Here is a 16,539-nt window from a genome sequence, read left to right as displayed (position 1 = left end):
ATATCCTCAGTCCGAAATTTAGCTCACCATATCTCAAAATCGTCTTACCATTCATCATGGCTTTTTTGCGTCTCGAGCACAACGAAACCCGGTTTGATCATCGGAGTCATCTGGAGATTGGTGCGCTCGGATTTTTAACGCCTGATAGACATACCAAGACCCGCCACGTTTGACTTTCTCATCGCCCATGGCCGGCCCTGGTGGATTTCGTTGAAGGCTTTCCTGATAATACCTTGGATCGTACCAATCATTCGTCCACTCCCACACATTACCTGCCATATCGTGAAGCCCCCAAGGGTTCGCACGGCCGGTTCCAACCAACGCCAACCGCGCTGCTCCATCATCAAAAGACTCAAAATTTATCTCTTTCTCAAACACCGTATTAAATGTCGTATCAGGAAGATTCCCAACAAGTTCACGAGGCGCCTGATCACCCCACCAATGCTCCGTGGTTGTTCCAGCCCGTGCCGCATACTCCCATTCCGCTTCCGTTGGAAGACGTTTTCCCGCCCATTCGCAGTATTGCTTGGCATCAAACCATGAAATTTGCACAACGGGAAGGTTGGGCAACGTTTCCGGTGTATCGTGCGTTTCCCCTAATGGTCGCTGCCAATTCGCGCCCTTTACCGTATCAGATTCCCATGATTTTCCAAAAAACAATGTTGAGTCCTCGACAAGCGCTGTTTGACGTCCTTGAGTTTCAACCGTACTCGTATACCCTGTGTCCTTGATAAATTGTCCAAATCGTTCGACGGTGACTTCTAGAGTATCTAAATAAAATTCATCGAGAGTAATCTTATGTCGAGGAGCATAATCCGCATTTCTTCCCTGGACACAAAATTCAACCTTGACGATCGAATCCCACTCGCATACATCATCAGGACGGGTGCCCATCATAAACTGTCCGCCTGGAATTAAGACCATTGAAGCGCCATCCTTCGCATCAATTGTATCAAGCTGAACTTTGAGCGATTCTTCAATCGAAGGAGAAAGACCGGGACCTGTTTCCTTTTTTGCGTCTGTCGTGCGAGAAGACGATTCGGCTGCAATGGCCGGCGTTGATTCAGCTACGGGCAGTTCCGCGTGAGGCACCCCAGACCCTTCATCCAAAGAAATATTCCAGCCACGTAATGCCACTTTCGCAATCACTACCGGCACAGCATACACATATCCATCAGTCACCTCACTCACCACTCCAATCACCCGATCGTTTTGAATCACCGGTCCGCCGGAATTCCCTTCGCTCGCCTTTCCAGAAAGAATTAAGTCCTGCCCAACTTGTCCCGTCACAATCCCGCGCGTCACAGCCCAGGGAACTGGAGGAAGACGTGGGAAACCGATCAACGTCACGTCTTCTCCCGCATGTGATCCGATTGCCTGGTCAAAGACGAGAGGATGAATGCCATCAGGCAAAGAGGAAGCTTGCACCATTAACACCGCCAACCCTTTTGGATTCCGAGCATCGAGTCCGATAATTTCACCCGGATACTTGCGATTGGGTTTCCCGTGAAACGATATCTGCGGACTCGGATCCCCTTCAATGACATGCGACACTGTCACAATATAGGCAACCTTTCCGTCCGTTTTCACAATCACTCCTGACCCCACACGGCTTCGACCATCCAGGGTCGACGTAATCTTCACAACACCATCTTTCAACCCATCCAAGTCATCAGCCAGCGCCTGTCCCATGGCGGCAACGATGAACAACAAAACCATCACAGCGAGTCTTACGACGACACAAGTTCGATGTGGGAATACTCCTTTAGAATTGTGCGTATGGTCGATCGACATACGTTTTAATTTATTCACATCGATGAACCTCCAAGTTCGCCGTCTCCTCCATGAACATTGCGCCCTCATGGCTTACCACCTTTCAACAGCCGCCACCCAGCAAACGTGGTAGGGACCATCCACACAACAACGCCGAGCAACGCCAAGATGTAGGGCTGTCCTGTGAGAAAATCAAATGCGGTGATTCGATGATCAACTTGCCGCGTGGCCGTGCCGGTTTTGAGTGTATGCGCTATTCCGTCAAAGCGTACATGCATGGTCTGGGTAGCCCCATCAAATTTCATCGTCTTTATTTCAAACACGTCTTCGTCATCAAAAGACAAATAATCCGGCGCACTCAATTCGAATGGCTTCAATTCATCGCCTTGGATATCATAGCTAATCGTCCCACGCAAACTTTCAGGACTTACGGGATTACCATTCTTCCCTTGTTCCAAAAAATCTAATCCATGAACGAGCATCGTACCTGTTGAAAAGAGCTTAATTTCTCGTTCCACAGGAAACCCCAAAATTAGCAGTACCCCGGTGTCTCCACCCTCAATCTCAAACGATGGGGCATTGGCTCGTAACGCCGCTCGTGCACTCAACGAATCCTCTGTTTCTGCAAATGCCGGAAGTTGTGCTCCTGCGATGGTAACGTGATCCAAGACAAGCTGCATCACATCGTTAGGCGTAAACGTCAGTTGGGTTGTGGGGCTTGTAATGCGGATAGCCAGAGAGGCATCTTGTCCAACACCGACAGCCATTTCCAACGTGGTATTGGGAACCACACGCACGGCATCGATCGTCCCAATGGTTGGGAATGTCGGCCCCTCAGTCTCGAAGGTGACTTCACTATCATTCGACTGACGATTAACCAGCGTGACCATGTTCTCAAGTCCCGTGAGATCTCGCCAAGCACTCTCCATAAAACGGTCAGTCTCAATATCATATTTCGAAGGATCAGCGACGCTGAACATGTTCGCACCGAAACGAATAGAGGAAAACTGCTGCAGCGTCATCCATTTCGGCTTGAGATCATCAGTCAGATACTGAGCTCCCTTCACCTCGCTCATCGTGAATGTCAGGCGATTCGTTATAAGATCAACATGGACGGACGTAGGAATTCGCCAGCTCATACTGGCCACAACCACCACGACAACCACAATGGTCGGCAACAGCAACCAAAAAATTCCAACACTCCGCTTCTTGGGAGGAGCAAGAGCGGCAGCGGCAGCCGCTTTCTCCGGTTGCCCCAACATCCTCGCAATACCTTGCACCAAGATTGCAAAGCCTTCATGAGGTTCTGTCCCTTCCCAATCGGTCAGCGACACCGTTTGCACTCGGCGAAAAGCCAACGGAATGTCAACGGGTTCGAAAAGAACCGGGATCAGATTTTGTCGTTTTCGACCCTCAGCGGCTTCACTCCTCACCCAGTCTGAATCTACTGACGCCTTCGTCCAGACGACGATGACACATTTGGCCTCGATCAACGCCGTTTCAATAACTTTATCCCAGGTTGTTCCTGGAGAAATGTGGTGATCCCACCAGACGGAAAAGCCTTGGGATTCAAGTGCGCGAGCAAGCGTCTTCACTTGTGGACGATCTTGACTTGAGTAACTGAGGAAAATGTCACTCATCAATGACAATTCACGCAGGGTTACTGAACAGGCGGCGTAGGCTGATGATAAAATCGAATAGTCTGAGCCTTAATGCCTGCGTTCGTGTTGAGAAAAAATCCAGTAATGACCAACCGATAGTTTCCCGGCGTTGCCTGCGACGCATCCCAAGTAATGGTAAACGGGCGTCCGCCACGTTTTCGGCGATACACTTGAGTATCAATAGGCTCGTCGACGCCCTCCTTAAAAATCTTACAAAACAGTCTCGCATCCCCACCGGTTTTGAGCGTAAAGCGGTAGCCGTTCACGGTCTTGGGGAGTTGGGAATGAAAAAGAATGGCCGGAAGCACTCGTTCTGTCGCTGAAGGAGTTTCTTTACCCAACCGTGCCACGACTCCAAGGTCATACAATCCGAATGAATCACTGAGTTGTCGCAGCACGGTCCCCGTCTCCCACTCAAACGCATTGTAGGATCCGGCTTTCCAGGTCATATCAAGTGTCACACGATCTAACCAATAGTAATGTCGGTAATCCAACTCTCGCACGGTCAGAAAGACGTCTGCCTCTTGCTCAGAGTAAAACCGGAGTTTGACTTTTTCAGGAAATGCTTCATTCATTTCCTGATAATCAACAAGAACAGAAATTAATTCGATGTCGTAGCCGGAAACCGGTTTGGGCTTGATACCCTCGTACCAACTCCCGCGATTTTGATATTGGAGTTCGACCTGAGCTAAGAGGTGGCTGAAACTAAAGAGAGTCAGAACCGTACACAACATGATGATCACGATGAACTGACCTTCTCTTATCTTGAAGGCACGACAAACCTTCTCACTTGCATTCGTTCTATCTAAGAGAATGAAGCTTTTTGAAACCTGTCGAGTATGTGTTGATGCATCCATAGCACTCCGATTCCCTTTTCATGAACAGCAATCATTTCATAAAATCTGTGCTCTGTTCAATCTGTCTGAATCAATAGCCGCAGTCTACCGCGTCTAAACAAATGAATCTAGAGGCTTATAGCGAATCTATAATACATGCCAGCTCATCAGTTGATGAACTCAACGTGATTACCCACATCCAACTGGGAAGATTCACAAAAGCGGCTATAAGAAAATGATAAACGTGGAAATGCGAAGGGCTGAATTTGAACCGAGTGAACGGGCGATGCTGGTCCTACAAATTCAGAGAAAGTGGAGTGTCAAAATCATCGGCAATGTATTGTACAATCCCTTTGGCACCTCCAAGTCTCCGTTCTTTCCGAATTTCTATAATCGGTACGATTTTTACCACTGATTCCTTGTTTCTTATCACAATGATTTTCTCTCCAGCTTCTACTCGTTGCAAAAGCTGAGAAAGTGGCCTCTTGGCTTGACTGATAGCTCCCCACCATCATGCTGCACTATGTTCTGGCGGATGCTCTTCGTCAAATCTACGAATCGCTTGTCAGGGATAACGGATTCTTGACAAACCCTAAGTTGTGGTCACAATGACTACAGGAGGGTTCGTCATGAAAGAGACTGTTGGGGCTCGAGAAGTAAAAACGAGATTGAGTAGTTATATTCATCAAGTCCTCAATGGCACTACGTTCGTAGTCACAGAGCGCGGATAATCAGTTGCTGAACTACGTCCGCTTCGTTTGAACGGCACGAAAGAAGAAGTGCGACTGAGTGAAGTGGTTGCCACAGGAAAAATTTCTCGAACCTCTTCGAGCTCCATACAACCGTTTAAGCCCGTTTGGATAAAAGGAAAATCATTGTCTAACAATCCTCGAAGATCGGCAGGATCGACGGTGACGCGATATTTTAATGCTAGGGCACTCGCTAAACGTTATGTCTATGAAACCGGTAGTCAACAGATGGAGCCCTTGACATTAGAAAGTTACTCCCCAACCAGCCGGTTCACCAAAGTTGAAGTCGCTTCAGCATTAGCTCGGCGCGCAGGCGAGGGCACGTTGACCATTCGAGAGCGCGATCGAGCACTCGAGGCCTTGGAGCAGGACATGGCTATATTCTATATTGTGGAGTTGAATTCGGAAGTGACTGTGTAAGCTTCCCCCAAAGAAGGACAGACCAAAAATAGAGCGTTCTGGCAGAATACCCCAGGAGGTTCTCATGAAAACGAGTCGATTCAGCGAAACACAAATCGTCGCCATCTTGAAACAGGCCGATGCGGGTATCAAGGTCAAAGACCTGTGTCGGGAGCATGGGATCAGCGATGCGACCTATTACAACTGGAACGCGAAGCAACAACGCTAAAACCACGAATTTCCATTACCATTTCATCTTTATCCGCTCTTATTCTTAAGCACTCATCATTCCGCAGTTAGCGCTGCCTTATTGCATTGTCATTCCACATCTTTCGCACAGCGCACGCCGTGCGCGGCATTCCGTGTTGACGGAAGGTTGAAGATTCTTACTCCAGTACCAAGAAATTCTGGAGACGTGGCCCATGAACCACCTCGAAGAACTTTGAAATGACCCTTCGGCGGTCCTTGAGGATTCTTCTCTGGACTTTGAGCGTAATACCCTTCCGCATACCAGTCAGCCACCCATTCCCATGCATTCCCAATCATGTCGTACAGCCCCCACGCATTCGGCTCAAACGAACCCACAGGTGCCGTTCGGACATAATGATCGTCATACTGCTCAAGAATCGGCCAAGGTCGTTTAGGGAATTCACTTTTGTGGGTGGTGTCTGCCACATTTCCAGCCCCCTGAAACCCAGATTGCGGCTTTCCCCACCACACATTCTTCGTCAGACCGGCACGCGCGGCATACTCCCATTCTGCTTCAGTCGGTAGGCGTTTCCCGTTTCCTTCACAATACCGCTTTGCATCTATCCAGGATACTGTTACAACCGGATGGCTTCCCCTTCGTGAGGCAAAAACACTCTCCGCTCCTTCCGGCTTTCGCCACCAAGCTCCGGGCACTTCCGTCCATCGTTCTTCGTCCACATAAACCCAAGCCTTTCCCTGATTCTCCGCCGTCGTTGTATAGGCATTCGTCTTAACAAATTTTCTAAACTGCCGGTTCGTCACTTCGTATATATCTAAGTAAAACGCATCCAAGGATACCGTATGTTGTGGATATTCATCGGCACTCCCTCGTGCATTTGGAGATCCCATCTCAAACATGCCAGCCGGAACAAGCACCATGCCCGTCGAAGTCCCATCCTGGGTGGATATGGCCAGATGCATGGGATCCGCCCATACCAAGAAAGGGGTACAGAAAAGATTGAATAGTAAGAGAAAGGAGAACAGCATGATGTCTATTTCATCGCATTCATGACAGGAAAAAACTTCCTGAGGTCATCATTACATAAGATAAATTTCGCCTGCATTACTCAGCACGTTCTCTATCCATGATCGGTCTGATATTCCATCCGCCGCCGACGGCTTTGAAGAGAGCCACCATCTCGGTGAGACGAGCGCGCTCTGTTGCGACTAATGTCTGCTCTGCACCCAATACACTTCGTTGCGCATCGAGGACATCAAGGTACGTCACGAGGCCTTTTCGATATCGAATCTCGGCAAGCTCACGCGCTTCATTGGCCGCAGACACTTGGGTGCCTTGGTGTTTCAGTTGTTCGCTCCGAGTTTGTAAGGCCACAAGGAGATCGGCTACTTCTCGAAAGGCATTTAGAATCGTTTGGTGATACTGCTGCAACATTTGTTCATAACGAACTTCCGCAATTTCTAATCGCGCCACATTGGTTTTCCCAAGAAAAATAGGGAGCGTGATGGAAGGCCCTATGCTCATTGACCGGCTCGCCCAATTGAACCATTGATCAAACTCGCTCGTTTGAAACCCTCCGTTTCCGGTGATGCTCAGAGATGGGAAGAAATACGCACGAGCTTCCCCAATTCTTGCATTAGCAGCAATGAGAGACCGTTCAACTTGAACAATGTCGGGACGACGTTTCAGGAGGTCGGAAGGCAGTCCGACTGGAATTCTTGGCTGGGTTAACACATTCCGAAGCGGATTGTGTGCAAGAGTTAGTGAATTCGGATGAGAACCGGTTAAGACTTCGAGATGATGGGCTTGAACAGCGCGCAGTCGATGCAGTTCGGGAATTTGTGCGGCACTCTCGGCCACGAGAATCTCTGCCCGCTTCACGTCAAGATCAGAAATTAATCCCGCATCAGCACGCGTTCTCAGTAAATTCAACGAATCTTGACGAAGGAGAAGGTTTTTCCGTGAGATTTCAATCTGTTCATCCAGTTCGCATAGTCGAAAATATGACTCACCCACATCACTGATGAGCGAAAGAACAATGCCCTGGCGTTCCATTTCCAATGCCTCAGCGTCGGCTTCAACGGCCTCTAACCCTCGACGAATCCTTCCCCATAAATCTAACTCCCAGCGCAAATCAAGGAGGGCACTCCACACATCAAAGTTCGCACCAGGCGGAGCAAAGCCTGCAGGTGCCCCACTGGTAGGGGCCACCAAGATGGTTTCCGAACGCCGGATTCGATTGTACGATCCATTCACATTGACTTGCGGATAAAGTCCTGCACCCGCAGCGGTCGTCAAAGCACGGCCCTCCAAAACTCGAAAGCTCGCGTCTTGGATGTTATGATTATTTTCCAATGCCAAATTGATCAGCCCAGACAATTCATCATTTCGAAATGCCTCCCACCAATTAGCTTCTGGAACTGAAGAAGATGTCGCCAAATTTTCAGCATCATTTTCACGCGTGAGGGAATCCCAGTTAGTCGGCACATCGATTGTCGGCTGTTGGTACTCAGGACCAACGAGACATCCAGTCACACTAAGCATCACGAAACATAGGAGAACTTGTGAGGCGGAAAGCGTGAAGTGTGAAGCGTGAAGCGTGAAGCGAAGATAGCTTAAGAAAGGATTCATTTCAGCGCTTTCTGTGTTTCGTTCTTCGACTCTTGTGAGCGTTCGATAAAGACATCGACTTGTTGCCCCACATACACCGGAAACTCTGGCTTCTCGAATTGATAAATGACTTGCAAGACTCGCGTATCGACTCGTTCCCGGTTATCACCTGTGAGCGAGCGCTTTGGTACAATATACGGCTCGATACGAGTAAATCGGAGAGGAATTGACCGCTCTGTCGAACCTTTCAGATACGCAACGGCTGGACTATGTGGTTTGACTAACGGAGCATTGACTTCATCAATATCGGCCCGAACCTGCAAGCTTTCGGTATCGCCCAAAAGAATATAGGGATCTTGAGCTCCAACCATGGCATACTCACCTGCCCGAATGTTCACTTGTAGGATGGTTCCGGCTCGAGGGGCACGCACGGTCAGTCGTTCCAACAGAATGTTTGCTTCGTCTCGCTGCGTTCTTGCCAAGCGCACATCAGCTTTGGCTCGAATAAGTGCACGTTTCGCCCCTTCAACCTCGTGCCATTTTCGTTGAATATCATCTTGGCTGACAGCCCGGCGATCTTCTACCGCCTGCAACCGACCTAATTGATCCATCAAATCCTTCAGGCGGATTTTCTGCTCATCAATGCGGGCAACAGTCGATGGAATCGAGTCCTGCCGGGTCTGAAGTTGAGCACGCAACTCACGATCATCCAGCTGGAATAAGGATTCTTTCTGCCTCACTTGATCACCCACTTCGACGTGAACTTTGGTGACCAGACCGGACACGGGCGGAGCAATTCGGACATTTTCATTCACGGCTTCAATAATTCCCGATGCGGCAACGGTTGACGAATACGGATTTCGTGGAGGCTCCTCTAATGGTGGGGGCGCAGGAGGTGTTTCACGTCCTCCCCATAATGTCGTCACCGTCAAGATCACCCCTCCGACCGCGATCCAGAAACTCAATCGTTTGAAAATCATCACGATTTTTCACCATTGGCATGTTGCACTTGATGAATTTGTCCATCTTCCATATGCACGATGCGGTCTCCAAATTCAAAAATTCGTGAATCGTGTGTCACAATAACAACGGCACGATCCGAACGCCTGCCAATACGCTGGAGCTGCTCAACCACCTTATGACCCGTCTCCCCATCTAAGCTTGCCGTCGGCTCATCGCAGAGCAGTAATCGCGGATCTCCAACAAGAGCTCGAGCAATAGCCACCCGCTGCTGTTCACCACCAGAGAGTTTGGCCGGCAACGACTGCATACGTTCAGACATCCCCAGCTCCGCAAGTATCTCCGCAGCGGTATCGAGTGCCTCCTTCTTTGATACACCACGAATGAACAAGGGCACGGCAGCGTTTTCCGCCGCGGTTAATGTGGGTAATAAATTATACTGTTGAAACACGAAACTTAAATAGTCACGACGAAATTGGGTTTTCGCTCTGGCCGAAAGGGTTGTGATTGATTGATCAAGGATAGAAAGCTCCCCTTCATCGGCATCAAGAATGCCGGCGATGACTGAGAGTAATGTGGTTTTTCCACTTCCGGACGGCCCAACTAACAACAGGACCTCTCCCATGAACACATCTAAATCCACGCTTTTCAGAACAGAGATTCGCGCCTTTCCTTCCCCGAAGCTCTTGCACAAACCTCTCGCCTTGACGAGACTTGCCTGAACATCATCTGTTGGGTGTATCATCGTCTGAGTCATGGTCACCCTCTAAACACAATGGCTGGCTCTAGTTTGGATAATTTGCGAATGCTAATGGCACTTGATAAACCACAAATCCCCAATAAGGCAACCAATACTCCACCTAATAGGGGCCACGTTTCGACAAACGGCAGCTGCTCATTGCTCGCTGCGGTCAGTCCAAAGATGGTCGCTAACCCAATCCCGATTCCATAGCCAATGAACCCCACTAAAAAACTTTGAAGAAGAATCATACGGGCTAACATACCCGTACTCGCGCCAATGGCTTTCAGTGCTCCAAATTGTTTTAAATTTTCAACCGTAAAGAGATAAAACGTCTGCCCGGAAATCGCCATGCCCACGATAAACCCTAACAAGACGGTTGTGCCGAAATTGACTCCAATCCCAGTGTTTTTCAAGACCCATTGAATGGTTTTCCACGAAAACTCTTTATCCGTAAATGCGCCCAGCTCTGTTTCGGCTTCGATACGTCTCGCCAGAGACTCCGGCGTCACCCCCGAAACAGGCTTCGCGATCACATAGGACAACATTCGTCGCTCAGGTGGCGAATAACTCAACGCACGCTCATAGGTTGTGTAGACAAAAGGAATATTTTGAAAGCTTTTTTGAGTATCAGCAATTCCAACAACCCGAGCTTTCCGGTCGTTAATTTCAAATACGGTTCCAAGCTTGATGACATCCGGACCACCCAAGCGTTCCACCGCCCATTGATCCAAGACGACGGTATCCGGCGAACGAAGTTCCTCAATCGACCCTTCGAAAATTGTATGAGGACGTCCCAGCAATGTAGCGGCATCCAGCCCCACTAAAGAAATTTGTTGATAGTTCCCATCAGCTAACCTCGCACGCTGCACACCTTTATACAGTGGAACCGCCCATTCTACTCCAGGCACACTTCTCACGATCGTCACAGCCGTATCAGCTAAAGGCTTCACCTCATCGACTTGATTAATGTTGGGATCCGTGACCCAGACCGGCGCCTGAATGTTACTAATGCCAGATTGCGAGTACATCATGAGTCCCCAGAAGATTGAGCCCTGCTGGACGATGAGCATCGTCGAAAAAGTTAAACCTGCCAACAACATCAAATACTTCGCCCGATCTCCAAAGAGCATTTTCAGCGCTACGAAATTCATACGCGTTTTTTTCTCCGTGAAGGTTGAGAGGCCTGACGTGTCACATGATGAGGCATTTCCGTGTAAATTTTTCCAGCTCGCAGACCATCGAGAAAAATCGAGACAAAGGCTTCCTCAATTTCCTGCGGTTTTTGTGTCACGGGCATTTGAAATAATTGGCTTAAGAGACGATGGTAGATCAACATCCCCATGAACGCGCGGGCCGCAAGCAGTGGATCAAGAGGACGAAAGGCCCCATCCCGAATACGACTGCTTATATAATTCGACAAGAAATCGTAAAACACGCGAACATGGTTCTGGAAAAACATATCTGACAGTTCATGCTCCTCAAGTGCACTAAACAACAACAGCCGCATCAACTGAATGTCTGGGGATTGTCTAACAATCGTTTTGGCAATAAATGCAAACACCTTGAGATCGTCACGCTGTTCCGCTACCGCTTTCAACTCAGGAAGAATGTCGGGGATTGGAGATTCCTTAACCAAAATGGCTGCATATAAATCACTCTTCGTGGGAAAGTGTTTAAACAACAACGCTTCGCTCACGCCAGCACGTTCAGCAATGGCTTTTGTCTTTGTCCCAGTAAATCCTTTGGCGGCAAAGAGGTGAGCCGCCGAAGCGATAATACTGGCCTTTCGTTCTGCCCCTGTGATTCGAGGCGATTGGCCATTGCGCGTGGAAGGTTTCATAGGTAGCCCATAAGTGAGTATTCACTTACCTGAAAGAATAAATCGCCCCTTGAATTATTGTCAACAAGAAATCAGTTCAGCGTTTGTACAGGGCATGGTTAAGCTCTCACGTCAAAAATTAGGGAACGTTGTGGAAATAGCCAAAACTCTACACTTATAGCCATTTCAATAATACCGGATCGATAGAATGCCAAATTGCTAAATTTTGATCTCCACCGTGTCCTGTGTTCGTGTCCTAGAGCACCTCTAATCGCACATTCAGTGTACCGAGTGAGTTTCGGGGAAGGGTTGGACTTCCAAAGGCCAATGGCCCGTGACACGTTCGTGTCCTAGGACACCTTTAAACCTCATATTCAGTACACCGAGTGAGTTTCGGGGAAGGGTTGGACTTCCAAAGACCAATGGCCCGTGACACGTTCGTGTCCTAGGACACCTTTAAACCTCATATTCAGTACACCGAATAAGTCTCGGGGAAGGGTTGGACTTCCAAAGACCAATGGCCCGTGACACGTTCGTGTCCTAGGACACCTTTAAACCTCATATTCAGTACACCGAGTGAGTTTCGGGGAAGGTTTAGACTTCCAAAGACCAATGGCGAGTTCTACGTTCGTGTCCTAGGACACCTTTAAACCTCATATTTCAGTACACCGAGTGAGTTTCGGGGAAGGTTTAGACTTCCAAAGACCAATGGCGAGTTCTACGTTCGTGTCCTAGGACACCTTTAAACCTCATATTCAGTACACCGAGGGAGTCGCGGGGAAGGTTCGGATTTCCAAAGACCAATAGCGTGTTATGCGTTCGTGTCCTAGGGCACCTTTAAACCCCATATTCAGTACACCGAGGGAGTCGCGGGGAAGGTTCGGACTTCCAAAAACCAATGGCCCGTGACACGTTCGTGTCCTAGGGCACCTCTAATCGCGTGTTCATCTTGAACAAGTGTTTTCAATAAGGAATGATTGTCCATAAGCTATTGGTATATTGAAACATCGTGCCTAAGTACCTCATGAAACTTATTTGAATTCGCTATAACCCAACTACGCCGATCATCACCCTCCATAAACTTCTCCTAATCGCAAGACAAGCGATAACCCTCGTCCAGTGCTACAATATAGAGGACTCCATCACATAAGCCCTACGACCTTGGTCTTTCGCGAACCATGCTCCATGGGAAGAAGGCTTCCCACTCATCCATTGGACGTACCATTCACTTCTTAAGGGGTGTAACGATGTCAAAGTTAGCCGATGTGATGATCACTAACCTCAAATCTATCTCTTGTACATCTTCAGTTATTGAAGCGGCGAAACGCATGAGAGCTGAAGGTATCGGCTCTCTCCTTGTTGAACGAACAGGAAAATTACTTCGCGATCCGGACTCGACGATTATTGGCTTAGTGTCTGAGACAGACATTATCCGAAAGGTTGTGGCTGACGACAAAAATTTGCACAATACCAAGGTCGAATCCATTATCACATCACCAATGATTACGGTCGAACCCACCTGGCCAATTGAAGAAGCCTACGAGATGATGAAGCAACAGGGAGTCCGCTATCTTCTAGTCACAGAGTCAGGAAATATTGTCGGCCTTATCTCATTACGAGATATCCTCGTGCACTTGAAAGAACGGTAATATCTAGCGTGTTTCAAGAGACAGACATCATTGCGGCTTAAGGTCAGTACTAATGACCAATGACGCGGAGAGGTGAATGAGGGTTGACTCCTTAGTATTCATGACTATCTAGGTACATGGAAGGTCAGAGCAATAGAAAACAATTACGAAAATGATAAAGAACCAGCAAGGAGCATACGATGAGCGATGAAGGAATCATCACGAGTCTACCCGTTGTTCCGGTGAAACGAACCGTCTTGTTTCCGGAAACGCTGGTCCCCTTCACGATTGGCCGCGCCCGATCTATTGCTGCCGTTGAGGCGGCCATGAACAGCGAAGATAAAGCGATTCTGTTTTCAGCTCAGCGCGATTTCGAACAAGAAGATCCAAAGTTTGAGGATCTCTATCAAATCGGTACGAAAGCCCTCATTAAGCAAATGGTGAAAACGGCAGAGGGCCACTTAAATATCTTAGTGCAAGGCGTCGATCGAATGGTGCTTTTGAAAATGGAGGAGAGCGATCCATATCTCATCGCTCGGGCTCGTCAGTTGGATATCCCAACGGACTCAAGCCACGAGATCGAAGCTCTACATCGCGCCCTGCTCGATCTTGTTGGTGAGCTCACCAATCTCATGACGAATGAAGGCGTCTCGGAGATTGTCAATGTTTTGCGTGCGGAAAAGAATCCTCTATCAGTGGCCTATCGGTTAGTTCCGCTTCTCAATATGAGTGTCGAACAATTACAGGCCTTACTAGAAGAGTCCCAACTCACTGATATTCTTCGAAAAGTCTATGCGGCCTTGTCCCATGAACTGCAAATTCTCAAGCTTCGTCACCAAATTGCCAGTCAGGCCCAAGCTGAAATTGGAAAATCTCAACGAGAGTATTTTCTCCGCCAACAACTAAAAGAAATCCAACAAGAGTTAGGTGAGATGGAGGGCGAGCATGAAGAAGGAGACGTCGCTCACCTCAAAAAACGTATTGAGGAAACGAAGTTACCTGAAGCCGTTAAAACCGAAGCCACTCGGGAAGTCAAACGCCTGGCCAAACTTCCGCCAACGGCACCTGATCATCAAGTCATTCGTAGTTATTTAGAACTTGTTCTTGAGCTTCCCTGGACTACGACCACCGAGGATAGTCTTGAGTTGTCTCATGTCCGAACCGTACTCGACGAAGATCACTATGGTATTCCAGATGTCAAAGAACGTATCCTGGAACATTTGGCCGTCTTGAAACTCAATCCCTCAGCCAAAGCCCCAATCGTATGCCTGGTCGGACCACCGGGAGTTGGAAAAACCAGCTTAGGCCAATCGATCGCACGTGCACTCAATCGAAAGTTTGAACGCATCAGCCTGGGTGGGCTTCATGATGAAGCGGAATTACGCGGACATCGACGCACGTATGTTGGCGCCATGCCAGGTCGCATTATTCAAGCGCTTCGACGTGCCGGCTCGAACAATCCAGTGTTGATGCTCGATGAGGTTGATAAAGTCGGAACAGATTTTCGCGGAGATCCGGCATCAGCACTGTTAGAAATTCTTGACCCGGCTCAAAACCATACGTTTCGCGATAACTATCTGGATCTGGCCTTTGACCTTTCAAAAATCATGTTCATCACCACGGCTAACACGTTGGATTCGATCTCGCGACCGTTGTTAGACCGAATGGAAGTTATTCGATTGCCCGGATATAGCCAACAGGAAAAACTGGAAATTGCTATTCGCTATCTGTGGCCTCGTCAAGAGAAAGAGGCAGGCCTGACTGACAAAGAAGTGACATTGCACGATGACGTGATTCCACACATCATTAATCGATACACAAGGGAAGCTGGGGTCCGGCAACTCGAACAGCAACTGGCGCGTCTCACACGAAAAGTCGCCTTACAGCTTGCAGAGCGTTCTCCCGAGAACACGCCAGAACCCATTTTTATTCGCAACCTCGATTTAAGTGAAATGCTCGGGGTGGAGCGCTTTCTGCCTGAAGAAGGACGGAAGGAACTTCCCGTAGGTGTCGCCACGGGGTTAGCCTGGACCGAGGCTGGCGGAGACGTCTTGTACGTTGAAAGTACTCTTCTTCCCGGAGGCAGTGACCTGACCATTACTGGTCAAATTGGCGATGTCATGCAAGAATCCGCTCGAGCAGCTCGAAGCTATTTGTGGTCTAGAGCTGAGACCATGGGACTTGCCATCTCCTTATTTAAACGAAACGGCCTCCATATCCACGTGCCCGAAGGCGCGATTCCCAAAGATGGTCCGTCAGCAGGCGTCACCATGGCGAGCGCGCTCGCCTCACTATTTTTACGCATTCCGGTTCGACACGATACGGCGATGACCGGAGAGATCAATCTCAGCGGAATGGTGTTACCCGTAGGTGGGATTAAAGAGAAAATTCTTGCGGCTCATCGCGTTGGCCTCCGGCGTATCCTGCTACCAAAAGCCAATAAAAAAGACCTCAAAGATGTCCCAGAGCAAGTCAAGCACGATATCAACGTCGTGTTTGTGGAAACAATTGATGAGGTCCTGCATCAGGTCTTACAAACGCCACCACCTGTCAAGAAGATGACCTCACCACCGAGACCGACAGCAAAGACTGCGCCAATTCAACATTAGTAGAATCGTAAATGGAAGGCTCAGGAATGTGTGTCGCAGCGACTGAACGCGTTTCAACTCGTTTGGCCTTCCAATACTTTTTCGACCAATACACATGATCTAAACTCGACATCATCACTCCACGGCTTTTTGAGGCATGGATGAATTGTCGCCCTTCAACGAAAATACCTACATGTTTAGTCCTACGACCTATTTTAAAAAACACGAGATCTCCAGGACGCAGATGACTTTGGGCAACTAGTAGTCCAACAGACGATTGCCGATCCGCTGTCCGCGGCAATGTGACTCCAAAGTGAGACTGATAGGTGAGATAGACAAACCCAGAACAATCGACACCATCCTTGCTGAGCCCACCATAGTCATACTCCACATCGTCCCATTCATCTAATTGCGCATACAATGATCGCTTGACTGCGTCCTCATTCGAGAGCGTGACCGTTGTCGATGCATGGATGCTGCCAATGGGATTCGTCGTATGTCGGGGAGCACTTTGGCACCCGCCGACAAACATCAGAAGGACGACACATGTAAGTTTAGTCATCATG

General features: G+C 48.7%; 13 protein-coding genes and 1 pseudogene. 4 read left to right on the top strand and 10 right to left on the bottom strand.

Annotated elements, in window-relative coordinates; genetic code table 11:
- Nucleotides 1-54 precede the first annotated feature (54 nt).
- The 3 genes from ACWQXP_RS17570 to ACWQXP_RS17560 are packed head-to-tail and all read right to left on the bottom strand — an operon-like array spanning nucleotide 55 to nucleotide 4,291.
- Nucleotides 55-1,812, bottom strand: a complete 1,758-nt coding sequence (locus ACWQXP_RS17570; protein WP_454064157.1) for an SUMF1/EgtB/PvdO family nonheme iron enzyme — start codon at nucleotides 1,810-1,812, stop codon at nucleotides 55-57.
- Nucleotides 1,813-1,859: 47 nt separating this feature from the next.
- On the bottom strand, nucleotides 1,860-3,413 hold the full coding sequence (locus ACWQXP_RS17565) for a toll/interleukin-1 receptor domain-containing protein (protein WP_454064156.1): 1,554 nt from the start codon (nucleotides 3,411-3,413) through the stop codon (nucleotides 1,860-1,862).
- Between the two features lie 20 nt (nucleotides 3,414-3,433).
- On the bottom strand, nucleotides 3,434-4,291 hold the full coding sequence (locus ACWQXP_RS17560; RefSeq protein ID WP_454064155.1) for a hypothetical protein: 858 nt from the start codon (nucleotides 4,289-4,291) through the stop codon (nucleotides 3,434-3,436).
- A gap of 854 nt (nucleotides 4,292-5,145) precedes the next feature.
- On the opposite strand from ACWQXP_RS17560, the gene ACWQXP_RS17555 reads away from it, so the two are divergent.
- Together ACWQXP_RS17555 and ACWQXP_RS17550 are read left to right on the top strand one after the other, a co-directional pair.
- Nucleotides 5,146-5,439 (top strand): type II toxin-antitoxin system VapC family toxin, encoded by a 294-nt coding sequence (locus ACWQXP_RS17555; protein ID WP_454064154.1) that lies wholly within the window; start codon nucleotides 5,146-5,148, stop codon nucleotides 5,437-5,439.
- A gap of 64 nt (nucleotides 5,440-5,503) precedes the next feature.
- Nucleotides 5,504-5,635, top strand: a pseudogene (locus tag ACWQXP_RS17550) (transposase); the annotation flags it as partial.
- A gap of 101 nt (nucleotides 5,636-5,736) precedes the next feature.
- Here the strand turns inward: ACWQXP_RS17550 and ACWQXP_RS17545 are convergent.
- From ACWQXP_RS17545 to ACWQXP_RS17520, 6 genes are all read right to left on the bottom strand, one after another.
- The gene (locus ACWQXP_RS17545) at nucleotides 5,737-6,588 is read right to left on the bottom strand and encodes a formylglycine-generating enzyme family protein (protein WP_454064153.1); all 852 of its coding nucleotides are present in this window, start codon (nucleotides 6,586-6,588) and stop codon (nucleotides 5,737-5,739) included.
- A gap of 142 nt (nucleotides 6,589-6,730) precedes the next feature.
- Entirely contained in the window at nucleotides 6,731-8,257 is a 1,527-nt protein-coding gene (locus ACWQXP_RS17540) for an efflux transporter outer membrane subunit (protein ID WP_454064152.1), read from the bottom strand.
- A complete protein-coding gene (locus tag ACWQXP_RS17535; RefSeq protein ID WP_454064729.1) occupies nucleotides 8,254-9,216 on the bottom strand; it encodes an efflux RND transporter periplasmic adaptor subunit in 963 nt (320 codons plus the stop codon). Before ACWQXP_RS17535 ends, ACWQXP_RS17540 begins: the two co-directional genes overlap by 4 nt.
- Entirely contained in the window at nucleotides 9,216-9,941 is a 726-nt protein-coding gene (locus ACWQXP_RS17530; RefSeq protein WP_454064151.1) for an ABC transporter ATP-binding protein, read from the bottom strand. Before ACWQXP_RS17530 ends, ACWQXP_RS17535 begins: the two co-directional genes overlap by 1 nt.
- A 14-nt stretch (nucleotides 9,942-9,955) precedes the next feature.
- Nucleotides 9,956-11,089 (bottom strand): ABC transporter permease, encoded by a 1,134-nt coding sequence (locus ACWQXP_RS17525; protein WP_454064150.1) that lies wholly within the window; start codon nucleotides 11,087-11,089, stop codon nucleotides 9,956-9,958.
- Entirely contained in the window at nucleotides 11,086-11,778 is a 693-nt protein-coding gene (locus ACWQXP_RS17520; protein WP_454064149.1) for a TetR/AcrR family transcriptional regulator, read from the bottom strand. The genes ACWQXP_RS17525 and ACWQXP_RS17520 overlap by 4 nt, the downstream gene beginning before the upstream one ends.
- Nucleotides 11,779-13,004: 1,226 nt before the next feature.
- Between ACWQXP_RS17520 and ACWQXP_RS17515 the strand changes: the two genes are divergently transcribed.
- Together ACWQXP_RS17515 and lon are read left to right on the top strand one after the other, a co-directional pair.
- On the top strand, nucleotides 13,005-13,406 hold the full coding sequence (locus ACWQXP_RS17515; protein ID WP_454064148.1) for a CBS domain-containing protein: 402 nt from the start codon (nucleotides 13,005-13,007) through the stop codon (nucleotides 13,404-13,406).
- A 179-nt stretch (nucleotides 13,407-13,585) separates the two neighbouring features.
- Nucleotides 13,586-15,994: an endopeptidase La gene (gene lon / locus ACWQXP_RS17510; RefSeq protein WP_454064147.1), complete on the top strand. Its 2,409-nt coding sequence runs from the start codon at nucleotides 13,586-13,588 to the stop codon at nucleotides 15,992-15,994.
- Here lon and ACWQXP_RS17505 read toward each other — a convergent pair.
- Nucleotides 15,936-16,538: an NlpC/P60 family protein gene (locus tag ACWQXP_RS17505; RefSeq protein WP_454064146.1), complete on the bottom strand. Its 603-nt coding sequence runs from the start codon at nucleotides 16,536-16,538 to the stop codon at nucleotides 15,936-15,938. The two genes, lon and ACWQXP_RS17505, sit on opposite strands and share 59 nt — an antisense overlap.
- Nucleotide 16,539: the final 1 nt, after the last annotated feature.

Source organism: Candidatus Nitrospira salsa (genome assembly GCF_965152625.1).
This window is presented reverse-complemented; position numbering and strand designations above follow the sequence as displayed.